A 20611-nucleotide genomic window follows, 5' to 3' on the forward strand; every position below is an offset into this window, starting at 1 on the left:
TGTGACGACAATGGTTATCTTACTATTTAATTTTTTTCAGCGATATTATTGATCAACTTTTCACTAAATTTTTCTTTAATTTCGCCATAATTTTGTTTGTTTTTTTCTCATCTTTTGTACGAACAGCGATAGATTTTTTGAAATACTGGCGGAATTTCCACTGCCGAATGAATCGCCACCAGAGATATAACATGAACGTCGCAAAAAGGATAATGCCCACAAAGATCAACCAGAGATCCGTACTGATCGAAAATCGTACCAATGCATTGATATAAATGAGGATTGCATATTGCACCAAAAGCATCACCACACCAAGATACCATGCGTAAATCTTATACATCCGCTGTGACTGATAGTGCGCAAAGATCTGAAAAATAAATAAGCTAAGCACGGCAATGCTTGTCAAGACAATGGCATAGGAATTCATCTTTGTGAATGTTTCAATATCAGAGTTGAATGCGACGATCGGAAACCATCCCCACGCTTTCTCCACATGCCACTGTTGCACAAAGATAAATGCAAAGAGAAATGTAAAAAATAGGCGAAAGATCAAAAGATACAATGACACGAAAAATGCATGATAAAACAGAATATCCCACGAAAAAAACATCGAACACGTGCGGTCGGCAAATTGTGTATTGATATTTGTTGTATGCATCGTAGGCATATGTAACAATATTACCTCCTACAACACACATTATACATTATATTCCGCTGATCTCCAATTGCAGATCACGCGTAATACGCGGACCTCCTACACCAGTAATATCCACAGTAAAAACATAATCCATCGTTTCAATGCCTCCCGATGTGCGTTCGTGTGTAAAATACATACTTACATCATTACTCGCGTCAAACGGCGAATCTGTAGCCGCCTCTACCGGCACTGAACCCGGGAACGGCGGAAATGCAAATTGCGGATTGATCGTGAGTGTCGGATTTTCAAACAAGTCCGTATCCGCCTGCGTGAATACACCGGCATTTGACGTACCATTATATGTCATAAATGCGCGCGAGTTTACAAGATTTGGATCCGATGTGATCGCTTTGACAACACGATAGCGCTCATCAGATCCACTTGTCGCTCCCGCAACATCAATTGTCGGATTATTTAGCTGATCTTCGAGAAGTGTCGGGATATAATAACCGACAGTGAGTTGATTGACCCGCGGTGCGTACGCTTGATCACCTGTGCGTAAATATGTCCGCACACGCACACAGCTGTGATCGCTGAATGCATCGGGAAGCATTATGCGCTGTGTGTTGGTCGTATATGTCACATATGGCAATGACGTATCTGTGGCTGTTGCCAGAGTAGTGACTGTGGGAGATGCATATGCACTATATGTTGCACTGTTACAATTTGGTGTCGGATCTGCATAAGCCACTTCTACATCGAGCTGATCGACGCTGTTTTCTGCACTGCGCGAATTGATGACCTCTTCCCAAATCACATCACGCCAGTACGTATGCTCACCGTACATCATTGCACTTGTATCAAAAGTATATTCTGCATATGCTTCAAAATCTGTGCCGGTGCGACCGGATGGATAATACAGTCCTTGCTCGCTCACGATATCAGGATCTTCTACAATTGGCTGAACGCTGGAACGCTTACGCACCTGTGGCCATGTGAGCCAGCTTGTTTCATCGGTGATCGTCGCGCTCAGATGATGTTCGTAATATGCATACACCGGCTGTGTACACTGCATGCGATATCCTTCGGCAAAAAGTGCACCATCTGACGTATCCGTGCCACCGATGATAATTCTGTTTGGGTATGGGTCAACGCGTGTACCACCTGTTTGCGGTGGAATGTAATTCATCGTTCCCGTACCATCAGTTGTCACTTCTACACCGGACGCATTGTACACACGACACGTCACTGACGGATCTTTGGCGACAATACTCATATATTGTGCGGGGTTTGGTAGTACATATTCTTCACTGAATTCTTTTTGCGAGATGAAAACAACCATCTCCGTCCCATCGCCATCATTATAACTTGTTGCACCGATTGGCGCATCGGAGACAATATGATATGCATATGCCGTTCCTTGCGCACCACTACCGGATTCTGTATACACAAAATTTCCCGCTGCATTCAATGTAATATTGGATGTCGTGCCGCTGCTACGATACAACGTCACATTTGCTGTACTACTCGATGCAAGACTCAATGTACCGCTTGCCACACCATACAATTCATATCGCCCGGAATCCTGCTCCAAGGCAAGCGCAGTCGGATACATGATAAATGAATTATCCGCAGACGCTTGATGAAATCCCAAGATTGGTTGATCAGAAATAATGCGAAATGCCCGCCCATTGATAATATCTTGCGTGACGGTAATCACAGAATCCGCACCCACCGATACGGTTTGTAATGTCGTCCATCCGGTTGTACTGCTTTGCTGGATCTGCACGCTCGCACCAGAAAACGGCGCGTAGAAACTAAACACATCCGTGCCCGCATCCACACGATAAACAAATTCCGTACCAGCATACGATATTGGAATTGCAGAATCTGTGGCATTGCCGGTAAATCCTATCGAAAGCGGTCCTGTCACGTCATATGAGTCATATTGATCCACGCCAATAGCATACGGCAATGTCACCATTTCTCCTTCGTCCAAGCGTCGCGTTGTCACACCATCACTGACATCATTACCATCACGAAATGAGATCACCACCATTTGTTGCACAGCACTAAGTGAATCTACGATATAATAATTTGGCTTTACGGCTTCTGTGTGGAAAATCGCATTATAATCGCCTGTCGATTCAAGCGGATCGCCCAAATATGTGACACGCACGCACTCAAGCTCCGGACTCATCAACACATCATCTGATTCAAAATCCACATGATATTGGACGTATTGATTATCCGTTTGATTACTGATCGATGAGATCGGATATGTAAGCGTGCTATTTGTTTCTTCTGCATAATACGTACCTGCGGTACCATCCGGACCGACAAATGTCTCTCCGCTACATGCACTATCATTACAACTTCGCACCGTGAACTTGAGACGATTCGCACCACGACGATATTGATCATAAACCTCTGTCGGACTCATGATATCACTCCAAAAAGCCACATCGTCAAGACGACCCCGATACCATCCGTGTGAACCGGCGGAATCATAAATACGACCGATACTATTGAAATACTGCGTTTTGATCCCTGTTTCCGATATACCGGTCCCTTCCAATACACCATCCACATATACCTCCACAGCGCCACTTACATGATTGCGCGTTAAAGCCACATGATGCCATGTGCCATCATTGATCACTGTCGTGCTCTGTGTGCCTGTCGTGTTTCCCGCTTGAATCGCGATACGACCTGTCGAAGTAATGTATCCCCAAAAAACATCGTTACCCGTACTCGCTTGCTCGGAACCCGTTATGCCTGGCGCAGTCCATGGCACATCTGCACCGGTTTGCGTTGTATTCATCCAAAAACTCACGCTTCCCGTGCCACCGATCACCGTGCTGAGATCCTGTCCAAAATCCACAAAATCATCCACGCCGTCAAAGCCAAGGGACGTATTAAATCTCCCAGATTGACTCCATAGCGCCCCATTATATGTCCCATCATTCGTTACGCCAGACGTATTGTCGATCGTGCCGCTGCTTTCATTGAGATGCACGAGAAATAGATTTGTACTCATATCCACATCTCCATCGCCATAATCCACTTCTTCCCCGAGATTGTTTGGCAATTCCTTAAATGTCGGGTAATTGGAAATCCATGTAAGATCGATCCATGAAGCAAGTAACCCCGCATCAAAAACTTCTGATTGGTATTCTCCTATACCCGCCGTAAGGCCTGCGCTTGTCAGCTCCGTCCACTCATCAGTGCCGTCCCACTGCGTTTCGTCATATGTACCTTCGTTAAATTCCGATTCGTTACATGTCTGCAGAGTCAAAACTGGCTGAGAATAAATATAAAATGTTGTTGTCGTACTGGCGGCAACCGTTGGCACCTTTGCCCAGATTGTACCCGTAGAGCTGGCCCCATTATATTCTTCCAGTGCATATGGGATACCATCACTCCCATCTCCTGCGCCACCAGCAACACGAATATCGCCACCATCAGATTGTGCAATAGCAAAAAGCGCAGATGCATCCGTTGCGACATTAACGCGCACTTGATAATCAGTGAGTGTAGCGGTAGACGTATTTGTGATCGTCACAGGAATACGTCGTGACCATTGTTGTGTAATGCCCTCCACATCCCAACTACCGGATTCCACTACACCAACGCTCTGCGACACACCGTATTGAAATTGTCTGTTTTGTTTTTCATTGAGAATATTGTGCTCATCATTTTGTGTCGCGTATTCATAATATGCCGCAATCGGATGATCAGCGACCACGCATGCACCAGCAGCAATATTTGCGCCATCAGTTGTCGACCCAAAATACACCTTGCCTGGATAATTACCCGTTGGCGTAACTGTGGATGTCGCACTTGGCACACCTACACCACACTGCGTTCCATTGTTGTAGAGATTTACTGTTGTTGAGATACCAGCACGCGTCGAAACAGCAAAATATTGCATCGCCTGTGGCACATAATAACGATATCCCATCTCGTTAACTGGGAGAAATGTCTGCATTTCCGCACCATCCGTGTCATTGTTGCCGTTTACACCGATCGGATAATTTGATACCGCGCGCATGGCGTTTTCAGAGCCCTCCGACCCTGCAACGGCAAGATATACATTTTGTCCACGATTCAAATTATATGTGGCTGAAGTATTATTGCTATAATAAACGTTGATTGTCGTACCATTTGTGATTGCTGCAAGCTCCATATTACCGGATGGGACACCATACCATTCCGTCGCCGCAGGGATCAGTGGCATACTTGCCTCACTTGCGGTTGAGTGATGTGTTCCCATGATTGGACATCCGTTTGTTACTTCCACCATCACTGCACTGTCATTTGCAATACCGGTTGCCGCATTGTTCGTTGTGGTGAGATTATAAAAACTCCCCTGCGTCACCGTAAACGATCCGCCTGTGACGATATTATTATTTTCATTGCGCACCTCCACGGTTGCATTGCACCACGGCGAAATAAATGAAAATGCATTGGTGTAGAGATCCATACGATAGACAAAACTCGTCCCCGCAAAAGACACCGGCACCAACGTATCCGTACCATTGGCATTGAATTCTCCATTGATCGGATCTGTTGCACTGATCGCCGTGGTTTGTGAAAATGTCGGTGCAGTCCCGCTACTTGGATAATGCACGCGCGCATATTGCGCAAGCGTACCATCATATGTACCGACAGATACTTGATTGTTACTCGTATAACTTGCGGCATCCGTCACAGTTCCTTCTGCTGTATTAGCTGTTACATAATAGATCCTTTCTTGAGAACTGTACGTGAATGCATCTTGACGCGATGATACACTTGTTGCTGTTGCATTCCCATAATACATACATACTTCCTCTGTTACTCCCGCATCAATATTGTCCATTTTAAGCCAAATGCGCGTTGATGCCGTGTTCATGTCATCAGCAAGATAATATGGCAAAACATTGCCGTCTGCATCCACAAAGCGAATATCATCTCCGTCAGACTGCATTTTACCCGCTGAAACAAGCGTTGCCGTATCCATGTCAAGATATACTTGATATTCTTCCTCGTCCTCTGCACCAGAAGTAGTATGATCAATATCAAAACACTTGCGATATACCCATGATTCCCCATTCCACCAATCATGCTGTGCCGTATCCGGTGAAATTGTACCAAAATGTCCCAATGTCAAATAATCATCCGCCACATCAAAAGCCTCAAGATCACTCTCGCCGGTTTCAAAATTGCCACTTGTATATGTACCACTATCAAACTCCGCCTTGGAATCAATATCTCCTTCTGACCGCGTTTCATATTTTAAAAGTTGAATTCCTGTTTGAACGATGTTCCCGCTCTCCATAAAATTCTGAACGCGAATTTCTGCCTCAATAAATTGTGGTCCATAGTACTGTGATGTGATGATCACAAGAACAAGAAAACTTACGGCAAAAACCGCAGCAATACCACGATACGCATGCATCTGCCCGATCTGTGTGATCATTTTTTGATGATCAATCTTTTTTGACCTCTCTTTTTTTTGTATTACATGGACGTAATTACTCTTCAACATTTTTTGCACACGCCATTGTGCCGTCTTTTTTGCAATAAATCGACGAGTATTTCGCTTAACCTCTCGCAAAAAACCAAAAAAGCCCCCGAACGTACGTTCGGCAGATCCTATTTTATATATGGTTGATTTTTTATCGCGGGGCATCGCTTTTTTTGTTTTTATATGTATTTTTTAAATAGGGGCCTATTTTTTAATCGACAGTCACATGATCGGACTGATCAGGGTCATCTCCTCTGTCTACATAGATTGCGTCTGTTATCACATCACCATCCTCCTCTTCCGTTTCAAGGCATTCCTTTTTATCGATTTCTCCACCTTTTTTGATCACCGTATTATTATGTGAAAGATCGATCATCACAAGATATTCTTTTGACGCCTTCCCTGTGATAACCTCCACGGAAAGGATTGATTCGCCATGCTCTCCGGTCATAAGCGCCTTATTCATTTCATAGCGATCCAGACAGTCCAATGGAGCATCGTCACAATCCTTGCAAGTATCCGGCAATACTTTGTTGAGAATTTTTTTTAATTCTTTATCAGAAGGCACTAAAGAAAGATCTCCCGTGACATCCACATGTTGACTTTCTGCAGCTACTTTTTCCTTCTCCGGTTCTGGTGAAATAAGTATTTCTCTTTTTTGTTGACCATATGTCGTATATGCCGCTATGACCATGATTGCAATGGAAACAAGCGATAACATCCGATAAAATCGCGCTTCCTGTCGTTCTTTTTTATGGGCTTTATCATGCTTTGGGTTATATGGCATACATTTTTTGGTCATTTATATAAGCAAAAACGGGTGAAAAGTTTCCTTGCGTCCTACGACGCAATGGTCTTTTCACCCGTATGTGGCTTTAAGAAGATCTTTGAGCCTAATGGCCAAAGAAGTGTGTAGTGTGAATATTAATTTGGTGAAGCAGCAACAGTCAAACGAAATGTTCCTGTTTGTGCATCTACCATATTTGATCCACAATCGACAACAAGCGCCATCTGGCGTTGTTCACCTGCAGGGATCGTAAATTCACCAGAAGAAGCGTTTGCTACTGACATTGCGCCAGCAACAACTTCCATTTGAATTACATCATTTGGAGCGGCATCATACCAGTTCGTCAATGAACCGTAATTTGCCGGGTTTGGCAACTCTGCAATCGGTGTTGTACTGTCAGCATTTGACGTAAACAACCAAATATCAGCATCACCTGCTGTAAATGTATCAGCAACTGCAGGATTACCATTGATGTCGGCTTCAACTGTCAATGTAACATCCCAATCCTCTGCTACTGTTGTGTTATCAAGTTGGATCACATCCGTATAATATGTACGGTCACCTGCAAAACAGGTAAATGAGATCTCTTCATGTGACAATAACGTGTCACCTGTACCAGGTGTACCATCGCCATTATCATCGTTGGTGATCGTGTTGCCGAGATTTACCGTAAGGTAATCACTGGCAGCATCATCAGCACCGGCCAATTTCGCAATCGGAGGGGTATCGACAACCACATCCCACTGCGTGAAGTTCTGTACCACGAGGGCACCGAGAACCGGAGCTCCAACAAATAGCATGAGTGCAAGGGCGATATACATCCCTCGTTTTTTGCTCATGCCTTTTTGTATTTGTTTTTGCATACGCTTTTTGAGCATATTATTAATTACGCGAAGAAACAAAAAAACGGATATGCTTTTTTCTTCGTCGAAAATCACCCCATATCACCCCCAAAATAGGTATGTATGAATCGATTTTCTCTGAAGAAAAAGCCACCCGCTCTTTGATCTTCTTACATCCATTATACATGAAAAAATACATTACGTCAAATATTAAAAATGAACAATAACCATCGACAAAATTATTTGCATATGTTACGATGTATAAAGGAAAAATAGCACTATTTGCTATTTATTTTTACACAATATTATTCATACAGTTTTATTAATTCACACCTTATGCACATCACATATCACGGACTTTCTTGTTTTAAGATCATTGCAAAAACTGCAGGACGTGGCAGTGAAGACGTCACCATTGTCTTCGCGCCCTATAACAAAAGCTTCGGACTCCGTCCGCCACAGGGTAATGCGGACATTATACTCATTCCCCACGACAGTCCTATGTTCAATAATGCCGATGCTCTCCGTGGCGCACCTCTTGTAATCGATCGACCCGGCGAATTTGCAGTCAAAGGCATAAACATCATCGGTAAGGATGCTCCCGCGGATCCGCGCAACGGCGAACTGCGAGGAAACACCGTTGTGTTCATGCTCGACATTGAGGACTGCACAATTGCATATCTCGGCGCACTTGGTGCAGATCTTTCTCCAACCGTTCTCAATATGATCGCAGGAGCCGACATTCTCTTTCTTCCTATCGGGGACAAGGAAGGTATCGATGGAAAAACAGCAGAAGTGCTCGCACGCAAGATCGAAGCAAAGATCATTATCCCTATGCAATACCACATCAAAGGTGTTTCGGCACCATCACTGCGCAACGAGGAAGATTTTTGCTCACAGATCGGCAATTGCCCACGCAAAAAAGAAGACAAACTCATTATAAAAAAAGCTGATTTGGAAAACAAGGCGATGGAAATCATCCTATTGCAAGCCATATAAATACATCGTATGTTTGATAAAATAGAAAAAAAAATACATGACATTCAAAATGAACCGGAACACATACGCTTGCGTTATCTGTGGGGTGCGGTACTCATCTCGATGATGCTTATTGTTTTTATCTGGGTCATGAGCCTCAAGACAACCTTCCTACAAGTGCGCAATGACAAAGACATGCAAAAATCGCTTGAAACACTGCAAGAACAACTCGATACGATCAAAGCTCCCACAGATCAACAGTCCGTTTCCATCGATGATCTCTTACAAAAACCTGCATCACAACAACCGGAAATGTAAGAATACGCATCACAACGCCATTGAAATTTGGTGTTTGATATCCCTCTTCATACACGATCATCCCCATTGAAGATGGACACCAAACACAAAAACATACAGAAAACACGCACATTTTACTGTTTTTTGTATTTTTCGTGTTTATTATTAATAAAACACCCCATCCTAAACATCTAATTTATAAACTGTTATGACACAAGAAATTCAGAAACAACCACAACATCAGGTCACCCCCCAACCGATCGTCGAAGAAATGCAAAAATCCTATCTCGAGTACGCCATGAGCGTGATCATCGCACGCGCGCTTCCCGATGTGCGTGACGGTCTCAAACCTGTACATCGCCGCATCCTTTATTCCATGTGGAAAACAGGTCTCAAGCCAAGTGCGAAGTTCCGCAAGAGCGCAACAGTGGTAGGTGAAGTGCTCGGTAAATATCACCCACATGGTGACAGTGCGGTTTATGACACGATGGTGCGTATGGCACAGGATTTTTCTCTCCGTTACCCGCTCATTTGGGGTCAAGGAAACTTTGGATCAATGGATGGGGACAGCGCAGCGGCATATCGTTATACAGAAGCGAAACTTATGCCCATCGCTGAGGAAATGCTTTTTGATATTGAAAAAAATACCGTTGATTTTCGTCCAAACTTCGATGGCGTACACAAAGAACCGACAGTTCTCCCCGCCAAACTTCCACAACTTCTCTTAAACGGCACAATGGGTATCGCCGTTGGCATGGCAACAAACATCCCACCACACAATCTCCGCGAGCTCACCGGCGCAATTGTCCACCTCATCGACCAGCCAAAAGCAGACGTTGATGATCTATTGCAGTTTGTCACAGGTCCGGATTTCCCTACCGGAGGTATGATCTATAATCAAAAAGACATCCGCGAAGCCTATGCAACCGGCCATGGCAAAATCACAATGCGTGCAAAAGCGGATATCATTGAAAGCAAGAATGGCCAATTCTCCATTATTGTCACAGAAATCACCTACCTCACAAACAAGTCCACACTGATTGAAAAAATTGCTTCTCTGGTAAAAGATAAAAAACTCATCGGCATCAAGGCGCTTCGTGATGAATCATCAAATAAAGATGGCGTGCGTATTGTCATGGACCTCAAAAAAGATGCCTATCCGCAAAAAGTGCTCAATCGCCTCTACACACTGACGGATCTCCAAAAGAACTTTAACGTCAATATGCTTGCGCTTGTCGATGGTATCGAACCGCGCATTTTGAACCTCAAGGAGATCTTGGAATATTATATCTTACATCGTCGCGAAGTGATCATCAGACGCACACAATATGATCTCGACAAAGCGCGCGAACGTGCACATATTCTCGAAGGTTTGTCCAAGGCTCTAGATCATATTGATGCCGTCATTGAAACGATCAGAAAATCACAAACACGTGAAACGGCACACGAAAACCTCCGCAAACGATTTAAATTCTCTGATGTGCAAGCAACGGCAATCCTGGAAATGCGCCTGCAGACACTTGCCGGATTGGAACGCAAAAAAATCGAGGATGAACTCAAAGAAAAGATCCGCCTTATCAAGCAATTGGAAGCGATCATCAAAAGCGATAAGCTGCAAAAAAATCTCGTCAAAGATGAACTCATTGCACTTACAGAAAAATTTGGTGATGCTCGCAAAACCAAAGTGTTCAAATCCGCCGTCGGCGAATTCAAACAAGAAGACCTCGTGCCAAATGAAGAAGCAATCATTACGATTACCACAGACGGCTATGTCAAACGCATGAATCCTTCCGTCTATCGCGTCCAAAAACGTGGTGGCAAAGGCGTGATCGGCGCAACGACGAAAGAAGATACGAGTGTGATCCACATGCTTTCTGTCATGACACATGACAATCTCTTCTTCTTTACCAATACAGGCAAAGTTTTCCAAACAAAAGCATATGAAATTCCCGAATCCGCTCGCACCGCCAAAGGCAATGCGATCGTCAATTTCCTCCAACTGTCACAAAGTGAAGAGGTGACAGAAATCATTCCATTCAACAGTGACGATCAGTACAAATTTCTCTTCATGGCGACAAGCAACGGTGTGGTCAAAAAAGTAAAAATTACAGATTTTGACAATGTGCGTCGATCAGGACTTATTGCGATCAACCTTGAAGCTGGTGATAAGCTTCACTGGGTCAAGCCAACCACCGGCACAGACAACGTCATCCTTTCCACAGCACACGGCCAAGCAGTACACTTCCGCGAAAACAACGTGCGTGCGATGGGACGTAACGCTTCCGGCGTACGTGGCATCAAACTCAAAAAGGATGACTACGTGGTCGGCATGGATGTCATGTTTGCCAAGCAAAAAGGTGACGAACTCTTCATCATCACAGCAAACGGCTTTGGCAAAAAAACCAAGATCTCTCAGTACAAACTCCAGCGTCGTGGCGGATCCGGCATCAAAACTGCCAAGATCACACCAAAGACCGGACTTATCGTCAGTGCACGCGTTGTGAGCGCAGATGACAATGACAGCGATGTGATCATCACAAGTGCAAACGGTCAGATCATCCGCACACCGCTCAAACACATCTCTACACTCTCACGCGCGACACAAGGCGTGCGCATCATGAAACCAAAGCCAGGCGACACGATCAGCGCCGCAACGATCTTGTAAGAAGAGTAGACAAGAAATCAAAAACAGCTTTTCATAAAGCTGTTTTTGATTTATATATGCCTATTTTTATATAAACAATTTTTTCATTTCATCTATAGATGGTTGCAATTCTTCATGTGATAAATTACGCTTGGTTTTGGGATCTCTGTGGAACAAATGATATTCCGGTAACCGCTCTTTATCTCCCTTCACGCGAGGCATTATATGAAAATGAAAATGCTCAACCGTTTGTCCGGCATATTTACCCTCATTGAATCCATAATTACATCCCTCCGGCTGCAAATAGTCATTGTACTTTTGCGAAACCAATTGGACGGCAGAAATTATGTCGATCAGTTCATCTTTTGTCAGTGCGCGAATATTTGTCACATGTCGCTTTGGAACAACGACACACTGACCTTTGTTTGCGGGGCGAATATTATAGATCACAAAAATATTTTTATTTTCATATAACAGCTGCTCTTCTATTGTTTTTGGATCACAAAACGGACACTGCATATTTTTTAAATTAAATCGTTAATATTATTTACATTTTTTTGAAAACTGTCCCGCAATACCATTTCACTATGCCCTAAGCATTTAGGAAGAGCATCAGAGAGTCTCAATATCATAAAAAGTTTGAAAATATATATCACCTCGTTAATTATAAAATATGGCGTGAGACTTGAACAAGTATCACGCCTTACGATCAGAGGAGCTGCTTTATATTCTTATTGAAATATTCCGTGTTAAAGAATATAAATGTTTCCGGAGCGATAAGATCGATATGACGCCGCAACAAATCCATTTTCTCAGGATCCACAACGGGTTCCAGTGTATTTTTCAAAAACACACGCAGGTCTCCATCGCTTTCAAAATTCAAGAACGTCAGACCAAATCCTTCATGCATTTCAATATCCATCTTGCCTCCTCATTTGATTGATGATCCAAATTCTGATCTTTGGATATTCATTATTTTAAGAACAAAAACGAACCGGCTCTCACAGATTTATGTCACTCTACCACCAAATTTTGTTAATGACAAGCCTGCCTTGACTTTTCGTTTTAATCATATATACTGCCATGAAGTTCTTTTACAGGATTGTTGTATACAAACATATACGATATTCTTAATTATCTTTGATAATTATTTTAACCAATCATCAGGGAGGACCCTATGAAAATGCACTTGCTTATAACAAACAGTGATGGATCAATTTTCTGGGATTTGCAGGAGGATCTCGATCTTATCAATATACCAGGAGCATGGGCTATATTACGAAAAAACCCAAGAGACGGTGAAAAAAAAGGCTATGGTGAAGATCGTGGAAAGGTTATTATTGATTGGCTGTATAAAAATCACGGACCAAAACAAATGTGCGTGGAGAGTGTGCCACGTGCCGTTGTTGAGTCATGTTTAAAATATGCTGACAATCAGGAATTAAGCAAATTGTTTGGGAGAACCCTTCTACAATTACTTCAAGAAAAGTTTGGAAAAGAATATTGATCTTTTAAAAAATTGAAATTATTATCAGATATCAAAGTCCAGCATAAATTTATGCTGGACTTCTTTTATTTTTTATTAAATAAAAACAAAAAACAATTCGTAAAGAATTGTTTTTTGTGTTTCTCACAACCCATAGTCTAGTGACTATAGGAGACCCATCAAACTGAAAAGTGTCATCGTCATTGCAGGCACAAGTGCAAGTAATACAGCAAATTCTGTATCATTTGATTTGCGGTGCAAACGGAAACTTTTGATTTCCTCTACAGGTGCTTCCGGAGTTGTCTCAGGAGCAGGAGCGGCTACTACATCTTCTTCGCTTCCGCCACATGAACAACCACATGTTGCACATTTTTTGATCTCAGCCATATTTTTGTTTTATATATTATTTATTTTTTATGATGCAATATATTGCATGTCACCTTTTATGCCGAGGATCGGTCTTTCTCAATCGACCAACAAAAAGAAAAACCGGGTGACATTTGGTCTTGATGACCACCCGGCTTTAACTCATCATGTATCCATTATAGCAGAAAAAAACATGATTGTCAATTCTGATTTTTCATTAATTTTTATTATATCCTCAAATTTTTTCACCTGATCATAAAACACGTTGATTGACAAAGCGTTCAAAGACCTGTACGCTGATAATTCAGAATCATTCTCGCATTTCCCTATCAAAAAAATATGTCACGCGACATTCATGCAACAATAGAAGACAGTGGCAAACGATTGGATAAATTTCTCGTAGAAAAAGATCCGTCTTTGACGCGCGGAGAAATCATTCGCATGATCCGGTCCGGCGCAGTGGAGATCAATGGCAAAAAAGCAAAACCCAGTTACACGATCCATGGTGATGAATATATTTTCATCGGTGCATATCGCGATAAATCCAAAGATATCGTGCCAAATCGCAATCTCGTGATCGATGTCGTGGAAGGTACGGAAAATTTTATCGTGATCAACAAGCAACGCGGTTTGCAAGTGCACCCCAGTCACAGAGAGCGCTATGAAACACTGGTCAATGCCCTCTTGGCACGATTCCCGGAAATTGTCGGCGTAGGGGAGGATGAAGAACGACCGGGTATCGTACATCGCTTGGACAAAGACACGACAGGACTCATCATTGTTGCGCGTAATCAAAAATCTTTTGCAGACTTAAAGGAACTTTTCAGCCAGAGAAAATTACAAAAGACATATTATGCCCTTGTCTTTGGTCTTTTTGCAGAAAAAAAAGGCGTGATCGATGCACCGATCGCGCGTGCAACATCGTACACCAAACAAAAGATCGCCTTCGGGAAATACAAAGGTGACGCACGCGATGCCGTGACAGAATATGAAGTGGTCAAAGAATATACATTGGCAAATGGCATGGAATTATCATTGGTCAAAGTATTGCCAAAAACCGGACGCACACATCAAATCCGCGTACACATGGCGCACAGCGGACATCCGCTTCTCGGAGATGAGAGATACTACACCAAGAATGAAAAGAGGATACAAATTACCATTCCCGAGATCTACGAACCACATACGTTTTACCTCCACGCAAAAGAAATCTCCTTTGACTTATATGACAAATCATACCACTATACTGTAGAATATCCGGATCGCTTTAGTGCATTGTTGCAATATTTGCAATCTTTTGAAGTATAAATTGAGCTAATTTAATATGAATTCTTGCAGGTGTCATTCCCGTGAAAACGGGAATCCACTGAATGCGCTAAAATATGATAACATTCCCATTGCCTAATTTCATTACAAATATATTTATATGACACAACAAATAAAGAAAAACGAAAAGAAGAAGTATCGCGTGAAACGTTCTCGTGCAGGCTTGGGGCTTTTTGCCGTTGAAAAAATCACAAAAGGTGAGTTTATCATCGAATACACCGGCGAAAAAATTTCACACGAAGAAGCAGACCGTCGCGGTGGACGATACCTTTTTATACTTACAGAAGAAATCGTTTTGGACGGAAAAGGACGAGAACACACCGCCCGCTATATCAATCATGCCTGCACACCAAACGCGGAAGCGGTAATTGAGGATGATGAACACGTAATGATCTATGCGACCAGAGACATTTTGCCACACGAAGAAATTACATATGATTACGGAACTCAATATGTGGAAGAATTGATCAAAGAAGAAGGATGCCGATGTGCTGGGTGTTGTATATAGAAAAAACATGGATCTATAAAATTATTTTGTATAACAAAAATTAAAAACGACCCATCCTATGATAAGTAATGGGTCGTTTTTTTATTGGTAGTTAAATTAGAAATTTAATTTGACAAAAAAATAGTCATCCTTTGTTTATTGGCATCTTCTCAGGTCATCAATGATACGCAACAATACTGGATTTTTTAACTTACTCTCCGCTCCCGATAAAAATACGGACAGATCTCTATTGTGTTGTTTTCCGTAAATGAACGATTGTATGCCTCTTTCTGAAAAATCCAACTCCTTTACGAACTGCGCCTCTGCAGTTTTTTGCTCTTCATACTCCTCCCAGTAAGTGATACAAAATTTCAACCACGGCGAATCTCCAAATATTTTGTAAATGGCTGCTCTTTCCCGTTTTTGCTTTTCTTCTTTTGACATTTCCCCCGGCCTCGTATCACCTGCATAAACTTCCACAACATCATGAACCAAGATCATTATAAAAACTTTAAGTAGCTCGAGATTAAGTGAATGCTTGGATATAATCAAAAGCGCCAACATACACATCCCATAAACATGGTCCGCTACCGATTCACACTTGTCCACTGGGACATCTCGTCCTTTTTGTGGCCAACCTTGACGCAGTATCTGCTTGAGATGATTGACTTGCAAATAGATAAATAATATTGGATCAATTTGATCTTCCATTCCTAAAACCAAATGGACTGGGTTAGTGTTTTTATCGTTTATCTTCATAATTTTCTCCTATGTTGAAGATATTTGTTAAACAACTATTGAATAATGAGGCTATCACATTATTTAGAAATAATCAAATTTTGTATCTGCCTGCATTCCTCAATCTCCCCAAATAATTTCTTCTGTTTCACTATTCGATCTTCTCAAAACAAAAAACAGCATTGACAGCTGTTTTTTGATCTCTTTGAGCGAGTGAGCGGAATCGAACCGCCGTTTCTACCTTGGCAAGGTGGTGTAATAACCATTATACGACACTCGCCTGCCAAAATTTTTTATTCTTATAAAAAACTTAGGCAGGCGCGCCCACATTAATTTTTTATTCTTATAAAAAACTTATGCGGACTCACTTGTGTTTTTTGATTTTTAACTTATAATTTTTGATTTTATACCGTGGGACTAGCAGGGTTCGAACCTGCGACCAAGCGGTTATGAGCCGCGCGCTCTACCGCTGAGCTATAGTCCCCCACCAATCATGCTAGTCACTCCAATATTCTATATGGTTTTTTTCATCTCGTCAATCCATCCAATCAATTCAAAAAACAACCGTACATTTGTGATCCTTACATGAATAGTGCCATGAGGTATTGTATTTTTAGCTCTTGTATTCTTACTATTATTTTTTACATGACTGACTTTCATAAAATTTTTTAGAGGTATTTTAGTTATTTTATGCCAATAATCCATAGATTTTTCTGCGTCAACATTCTTATGCGCAATGATTTGTATCTTCATGTTCTCTTTTGTAATATGAAGAAATTTTTCAAAAAAACGGATCATTATAGTAATCATTGCAGGATCTGAATTGGCAAAATCAATGCTTTTCCATTTACTGCCATAGGCACCTTTTTTATAGCCCTCTGACCAATACATTGCGACACCTGCAATAAATAAAGGGTCTTTAGTGTATTTATGGTATTGCAAAGCTGCAAAATCTCGTATCTTCTGGTGTTCCTCTTGAGATTTTTGAGTTTGTTGTCGATTCCTTTTTATGAGAGCTTTAACACTAGTATCATGTACACGCTTATGTATTTTTTCTTGCGCGAGTTGAGATAATGAAACATCTTTTAACCATGTGCTCAAAGTACTTTTTGGAATAGTCATTTTCTGAGATATTTGATTATAACTATATCCATTTCTGCGCAATTTTATAGCATCATCTTTGTCTTTTCTCATAAAATAAATAGAACCTATAATACTATCAATGTACCATAGGTTCATATTTATAACAATGATGGTGCCGAGGGAGAGAATCGGACTCTCGACACAAGGATTTTCCTTATACTGTCTTATGTTTCCATAAGGATTGGACTATATCATTCCCGCTGAGCGGGATTGGGCGCTATTTGCAGGATTATTGTTGGGACTCACCTGCTAGTCTCTACTCCTTCCTTAACACTTTATACCCATTAAGGCTTGGATCGGGATTGTCATAATTCTATAAGAACCGTAGATTTCCCCGAATTCACCCAATTTTTCTCACTCTATATTGCTATAGAGGGGACCGAAAATTCAGTCCTTTGCTCTACCACTGAGCTACCTCGGCTCACTCAAATATTCATTGTTGTGCACGCTGAGGGATTCGAACCCCCGACCCTCTCGGTGTAAACGAGATGCTCTAACCAGCTGAGCTAAGCGTGCTTTTTATTGAATAGATCCACCAACTTATTTCATATGAATGTTGTTTTTTCTTTTATATAATGAATTTTTGACAAAAAACTTCTGTCATTCTGAACTTGTTTCAGAATCTCAAAACTATGGCTTATGTAGATGCTGAAACAAGTTCAGCATGACATAGATATTAAATGAGATCAACAAATATCATTGTACAATATTTTTTTATTTCTTCCAACCTCTTCTCGTGCCCAGAGCGGGACTTGAACCCGCACACTCCAAAGGAGTCTAGGCCCTCAACCTAGTGCGTATACCAATTCCGCCATCTGGGCATGCATATCACTTTTTTGCAAAAATGATATGTTCCAACTTTAATTTGTCACTTCTTCCGCTACTTCCGCCTTTTCTGCTTCAACTACTTCTTCCACAACCTCTTCTTTTGCTACTGGATTTTCAACTTCTTTTTTCACAATGTCTTTTGCATCTGTATATTTAAAACGCAATGCCTTTGCCACTTTGTCTCGTACATAATACAATTTTGCCTTGCGTACTTTTGCACGCTTTATCAACTCGATCTTATCGATAAATGGAGAAAACATCGGCACCACGATCTCAACACCCACACCATTGGACACTTTGCGCACAGTAACAGTTGGAGAACTGCTTTGGCGTCCTTTGATCGCGATGATCATGCCCTCAAAGATCTGGACACGCTCTTTTTCACCCTCTTTGATCCTGCGATACACCTTGACGACATCTCCCGCGTAAAAATCAATCGTATCTTTGCGTTGCGTTTTATTGAACGCGATTACTTCACTTCGCATAAAAATATATAGTTAAAAATAAGATGGAAAATCGGTTGATTTTTTGTTTCAGAACACAAAAAATGCCTGCCATTACAGCCATAGCGCACCCCTTGTAAAACCTTTCACCATCATAGAGGAAAAAGCATTTTTCGTCAATAGTTCCCTGAATAAAGTAAAAACCGCCGGATCGTGATCCTAGCGGTTTAGTTCCTGGAGTGCTTGCAAGACGATTTCTCTTGCAGAGCATTTCGTCAAAAAATCAATGTGTAGCCACCATTCTCCTTGTGGAGAAAAGATGTTTTGTGAAAGAGAGATAAAAATACTCTCATCTGAAAATTTTCTTTTTTCGTGAAGAAGCGTACGCTCCATCACCTCTTCCACATTCGCATTACCCTGCGTGTACACGCGGTAGATCCTTGCGCCAATCCTTGCAAGGATATATTCCGCATTGCGTTCCGTCGTACGAATGCACACGCCCTGTGCATTAAATTCGATGATCATATGATCCTCCTGTCCAAAATTAAAGAACGTAAATTCATAACAGGATATTATAGATCATAATTCTGATTTTGTCAAGAGCTGGCTTCATGTTTCACGAAACCAGCTCTTATGCCTTTTATCAAACAAAAAGACTGGTCAGAACCGTAGTGATTACGCCTCCAACAAATAATCCGATTGTTCCGGAGATTGCAGGACAGGGATCATTGTGATGTCTACTCCATGTGAAAAACCTCCACCCACACGCAAGCGCAACGATCACCACGACACCTATCCGTATTACATCTCGATCTGCGATCCATTCCATTCTTTCCTCCTCTGTTTTCTTGACGTATGATTTCTCCTTTATATTGCCCACGGTACCATCAAAAAACAAAATAATCAAGGCTTCATCAATCATTGATGATTTCCTCCATCTTTACATTGATCACGCCCGCGCCAAGCGATGCGATCTTTTCAAATGCCACTTTATCCAAGTCGATGATACGGCCGGCAACAAAAGGCCCACGATCATTGATACGCACGATCACAGACTTTCCATTCTCTTGATTGGTCACGCGCGCATACGAGCCGATCGGCATCCATGGATTTGCCGCACTGAGCGTCCCTGTGTGAGCATACCATGAGCATGCTCCCGTATGCTTCTTACCCACCACAACCTTTGTACCCTGCACCACTATCTCGGTCACAGGCTCTTTGGTCACGGTTTCGCTTTTGACATCGCGCGCCACTTCTTCCCCATTATGATATGCCACTTCATAGATAATTTCTTTTGCACCATTTTCTCCTTTTTGCTTTGTAAAACGCTTGAGAAAATTCACCGTGTCATCTTCATTTTCTTCCGTTTTAAATGGGATCTTTTTTGTCACGGTTTCTTCTTTGATGATCACGCGGATGATCGTCGCCTCCATGTCACCATAGACCACCACATCTTTTGCCGGTTTGACGATATCATCCTTTGCGATCGTCACACCGCCACGAATTATCGCTTGTAACAAATTATCACGAAATGTGTGGATCTCCTTCTTGTTATCATCAACTTCCACCGTGACTACATGATCACGATCGATCGTGATCACATCATCATCAAACACCGCCATGTCCCGCGCAGGAAAAACACGATCACGCTCTCCGATCGACGGATCATAATATGCCAGCACATCCGCAACAGTCTTGGCGGGCACATCACGCAAATCGGTCTTGCGACCATCATCATTGATCACAATATGATGCATGTCGGACGATTGCACAAATTGATGCGCCGGACGCAGAAAAAGTGCCCCTGCAATCACGCCGACAATACCGCACAAAACAACCCCAAAAGCCACTTTTTGAATCAATTTTCTCCGCACCCGTTTATGCATACTCCCACTATTATATATGAATACAACAAAAAAATATATCCACATGCTTTAAAATTTGCAGAAAACATGGTACATTTGCACTGTATGTTAGTAGGTGTTTTGCAACACCAAAAGCTCACTTAATACGCGTATTTGAACACATTATCTACCCACAAATTTGCACAATGACCGGTTATGGCAAATGTCGCTTCGTTCATCTTTATTTATTTTA

At 42.0% G+C, this 20611-nt stretch carries 19 protein-coding genes and 4 tRNA genes; 6 read left to right on the forward strand and 17 right to left on the reverse strand.

The genetic code is table 11. From position 1 onward, the window contains the following. Window positions 1-52: 52 nt before the first annotated feature. The 4 genes from WC819_03680 to WC819_03695 all read right to left on the reverse strand — a co-directional run bounded on the left by WC819_03680 (window position 53) and on the right by WC819_03695 (window position 7799). Window positions 53-667: a hypothetical protein gene (locus tag WC819_03680; protein ID MFA5986422.1), complete on the reverse strand. Its 615-nt coding sequence runs from the start codon at window positions 665-667 to the stop codon at window positions 53-55. A gap of 37 nt (window positions 668-704) precedes the next feature. Further along, window positions 705-6314 carry a DUF2341 domain-containing protein gene (locus tag WC819_03685; protein MFA5986423.1) on the reverse strand — a complete coding sequence of 1870 codons (5610 nt, stop codon included), beginning with the start codon at window positions 6312-6314 and terminating at the stop codon, window positions 705-707. A gap of 46 nt (window positions 6315-6360) precedes the next feature. After that, entirely contained in the window at window positions 6361-6936 is a 576-nt protein-coding gene (locus WC819_03690) for a hypothetical protein (protein ID MFA5986424.1), read from the reverse strand. 137 nt (window positions 6937-7073) lie between these two features. Then, the gene (locus tag WC819_03695) at window positions 7074-7799 is read right to left on the reverse strand and encodes a hypothetical protein (protein ID MFA5986425.1); all 726 of its coding nucleotides are present in this window, start codon (window positions 7797-7799) and stop codon (window positions 7074-7076) included. A gap of 315 nt (window positions 7800-8114) precedes the next feature. Between WC819_03695 and WC819_03700 the strand changes: the two genes are divergently transcribed. From WC819_03700 to gyrA, 3 genes are all read left to right on the forward strand, one after another. Further along, window positions 8115-8777, forward strand: coding sequence for an MBL fold metallo-hydrolase (locus WC819_03700; protein MFA5986426.1), 663 nt, complete (start codon window positions 8115-8117; stop codon window positions 8775-8777). A gap of 9 nt (window positions 8778-8786) precedes the next feature. Then, window positions 8787-9074, forward strand: a complete 288-nt coding sequence (locus WC819_03705) for a hypothetical protein (protein MFA5986427.1) — start codon at window positions 8787-8789, stop codon at window positions 9072-9074. 187 nt (window positions 9075-9261) lie between these two features. Then, entirely contained in the window at window positions 9262-11718 is a 2457-nt protein-coding gene (gene gyrA / locus WC819_03710; GenBank protein MFA5986428.1) for a DNA gyrase subunit A, read from the forward strand. Between the two features lie 66 nt (window positions 11719-11784). Here gyrA and WC819_03715 read toward each other — a convergent pair whose 3' ends face one another. Together WC819_03715 and WC819_03720 are read right to left on the reverse strand one after the other, a co-directional pair. After that, window positions 11785-12216: an HIT family protein gene (locus tag WC819_03715; protein ID MFA5986429.1), complete on the reverse strand. Its 432-nt coding sequence runs from the start codon at window positions 12214-12216 to the stop codon at window positions 11785-11787. 190 nt (window positions 12217-12406) lie between these two features. Beyond that, complete coding sequence (locus WC819_03720; GenBank protein MFA5986430.1) at window positions 12407-12619, reverse strand: hypothetical protein; 213 nt, start codon at window positions 12617-12619, stop codon at window positions 12407-12409. Between the two features lie 255 nt (window positions 12620-12874). On the opposite strand from WC819_03720, the gene WC819_03725 reads away from it, so the two are divergent. Further along, window positions 12875-13204 (forward strand): hypothetical protein, encoded by a 330-nt coding sequence (locus tag WC819_03725; protein ID MFA5986431.1) that lies wholly within the window; start codon window positions 12875-12877, stop codon window positions 13202-13204. 144 nt (window positions 13205-13348) lie between these two features. Here the strand turns inward: WC819_03725 and WC819_03730 are convergent, their stop codons facing one another. Then, entirely contained in the window at window positions 13349-13570 is a 222-nt protein-coding gene (locus tag WC819_03730) for a hypothetical protein (protein ID MFA5986432.1), read from the reverse strand. A 318-nt stretch (window positions 13571-13888) separates the two neighbouring features. Between WC819_03730 and WC819_03735 the strand changes: the two genes are divergently transcribed. Together WC819_03735 and WC819_03740 are read left to right on the forward strand one after the other, a co-directional pair. After that, window positions 13889-14857, forward strand: a complete 969-nt coding sequence (locus WC819_03735; GenBank protein MFA5986433.1) for an RluA family pseudouridine synthase — start codon at window positions 13889-13891, stop codon at window positions 14855-14857. Between the two features lie 118 nt (window positions 14858-14975). Then, window positions 14976-15383: an SET domain-containing protein-lysine N-methyltransferase gene (locus WC819_03740; GenBank protein ID MFA5986434.1), complete on the forward strand. Its 408-nt coding sequence runs from the start codon at window positions 14976-14978 to the stop codon at window positions 15381-15383. 135 nt (window positions 15384-15518) lie between these two features. Here WC819_03740 and WC819_03745 read toward each other — a convergent pair whose 3' ends face one another. The 10 genes from WC819_03745 to WC819_03790 all read right to left on the reverse strand — a co-directional run bounded on the left by WC819_03745 (window position 15519) and on the right by WC819_03790 (window position 20400). Further along, the gene (locus tag WC819_03745) at window positions 15519-16121 is read right to left on the reverse strand and encodes an HD domain-containing protein (protein MFA5986435.1); all 603 of its coding nucleotides are present in this window, start codon (window positions 16119-16121) and stop codon (window positions 15519-15521) included. A gap of 187 nt (window positions 16122-16308) precedes the next feature. Then, window positions 16309-16380 (reverse strand) — tRNA-Gly (locus WC819_03750). Between the two features lie 132 nt (window positions 16381-16512). Further along, window positions 16513-16584 (reverse strand) — tRNA-Ile (locus tag WC819_03755). 29 nt (window positions 16585-16613) lie between these two features. Continuing rightward, window positions 16614-17294 carry a hypothetical protein gene (locus WC819_03760; GenBank protein ID MFA5986436.1) on the reverse strand — a complete coding sequence of 227 codons (681 nt, stop codon included), beginning with the start codon at window positions 17292-17294 and terminating at the stop codon, window positions 16614-16616. 391 nt (window positions 17295-17685) lie between these two features. Next, window positions 17686-17759: transfer RNA gene (locus tag WC819_03765), tRNA-Val, on the reverse strand. A gap of 221 nt (window positions 17760-17980) precedes the next feature. Beyond that, a tRNA-Leu gene (locus WC819_03770) sits at window positions 17981-18064 on the reverse strand. Window positions 18065-18103: 39 nt separating this feature from the next. Continuing rightward, window positions 18104-18556 carry a 50S ribosomal protein L19 gene (gene rplS, locus WC819_03775; protein MFA5986437.1) on the reverse strand — a complete coding sequence of 151 codons (453 nt, stop codon included), beginning with the start codon at window positions 18554-18556 and terminating at the stop codon, window positions 18104-18106. 177 nt (window positions 18557-18733) lie between these two features. Next, on the reverse strand, window positions 18734-19039 hold the full coding sequence (locus WC819_03780) for a hypothetical protein (GenBank protein MFA5986438.1): 306 nt from the start codon (window positions 19037-19039) through the stop codon (window positions 18734-18736). Between the two features lie 118 nt (window positions 19040-19157). Then, entirely contained in the window at window positions 19158-19436 is a 279-nt protein-coding gene (locus WC819_03785; GenBank protein ID MFA5986439.1) for a hypothetical protein, read from the reverse strand. Next, window positions 19429-20400, reverse strand: a complete 972-nt coding sequence (locus WC819_03790) for a G5 domain-containing protein (GenBank protein ID MFA5986440.1) — start codon at window positions 20398-20400, stop codon at window positions 19429-19431. Before WC819_03790 ends, WC819_03785 begins: the two co-directional genes overlap by 8 nt. Between the last annotated feature and the right edge of the window lie 211 nt (window positions 20401-20611).

Source organism: Parcubacteria group bacterium, assembly GCA_041660065.1.
Taxonomy (GTDB): Bacteria; Patescibacteriota; Minisyncoccia; order Moranbacterales.

Bases quoted from the DNA above. Each gene is read 5' to 3' on its own strand.
- WC819_03680 (MFA5986422.1), bottom strand. From the start codon at position 667: ATGCCTACGATGCATACAACAAATATCAATACACAATTTGCCGACCGC.
- WC819_03685 (MFA5986423.1), bottom strand. From the start codon at position 6,314: ATGCCCCGCGATAAAAAATCAACCATATATAAAATAGGATCTGCCGAA.
- WC819_03690 (MFA5986424.1), bottom strand. From the start codon at position 6,936: ATGCCATATAACCCAAAGCATGATAAAGCCCATAAAAAAGAACGACAG.
- WC819_03695 (MFA5986425.1), bottom strand. From the start codon at position 7,799: ATGCAAAAACAAATACAAAAAGGCATGAGCAAAAAACGAGGGATGTAT.
- WC819_03700 (MFA5986426.1), top strand. From the start codon at position 8,115: ATGCACATCACATATCACGGACTTTCTTGTTTTAAGATCATTGCAAAA.
- WC819_03705 (MFA5986427.1), top strand. From the start codon at position 8,787: ATGTTTGATAAAATAGAAAAAAAAATACATGACATTCAAAATGAACCG.
- gyrA (MFA5986428.1), top strand. From the start codon at position 9,262: ATGACACAAGAAATTCAGAAACAACCACAACATCAGGTCACCCCCCAA.
- WC819_03715 (MFA5986429.1), bottom strand. From the start codon at position 12,216: ATGCAGTGTCCGTTTTGTGATCCAAAAACAATAGAAGAGCAGCTGTTA.
- WC819_03720 (MFA5986430.1), bottom strand. From the start codon at position 12,619: ATGGATATTGAAATGCATGAAGGATTTGGTCTGACGTTCTTGAATTTT.
- WC819_03725 (MFA5986431.1), top strand. From the start codon at position 12,875: ATGAAAATGCACTTGCTTATAACAAACAGTGATGGATCAATTTTCTGG.
- WC819_03730 (MFA5986432.1), bottom strand. From the start codon at position 13,570: ATGGCTGAGATCAAAAAATGTGCAACATGTGGTTGTTCATGTGGCGGA.
- WC819_03735 (MFA5986433.1), top strand. From the start codon at position 13,889: ATGTCACGCGACATTCATGCAACAATAGAAGACAGTGGCAAACGATTG.
- WC819_03740 (MFA5986434.1), top strand. From the start codon at position 14,976: ATGACACAACAAATAAAGAAAAACGAAAAGAAGAAGTATCGCGTGAAA.
- WC819_03745 (MFA5986435.1), bottom strand. From the start codon at position 16,121: ATGAAGATAAACGATAAAAACACTAACCCAGTCCATTTGGTTTTAGGA.
- WC819_03760 (MFA5986436.1), bottom strand. From the start codon at position 17,294: ATGAGAAAAGACAAAGATGATGCTATAAAATTGCGCAGAAATGGATAT.
- rplS (MFA5986437.1), bottom strand. From the start codon at position 18,556: ATGCGAAGTGAAGTAATCGCGTTCAATAAAACGCAACGCAAAGATACG.
- WC819_03780 (MFA5986438.1), bottom strand. From the start codon at position 19,039: ATGATCATCGAATTTAATGCACAGGGCGTGTGCATTCGTACGACGGAA.
- WC819_03785 (MFA5986439.1), bottom strand. From the start codon at position 19,436: ATGATTGATGAAGCCTTGATTATTTTGTTTTTTGATGGTACCGTGGGC.
- WC819_03790 (MFA5986440.1), bottom strand. From the start codon at position 20,400: ATGCATAAACGGGTGCGGAGAAAATTGATTCAAAAAGTGGCTTTTGGG.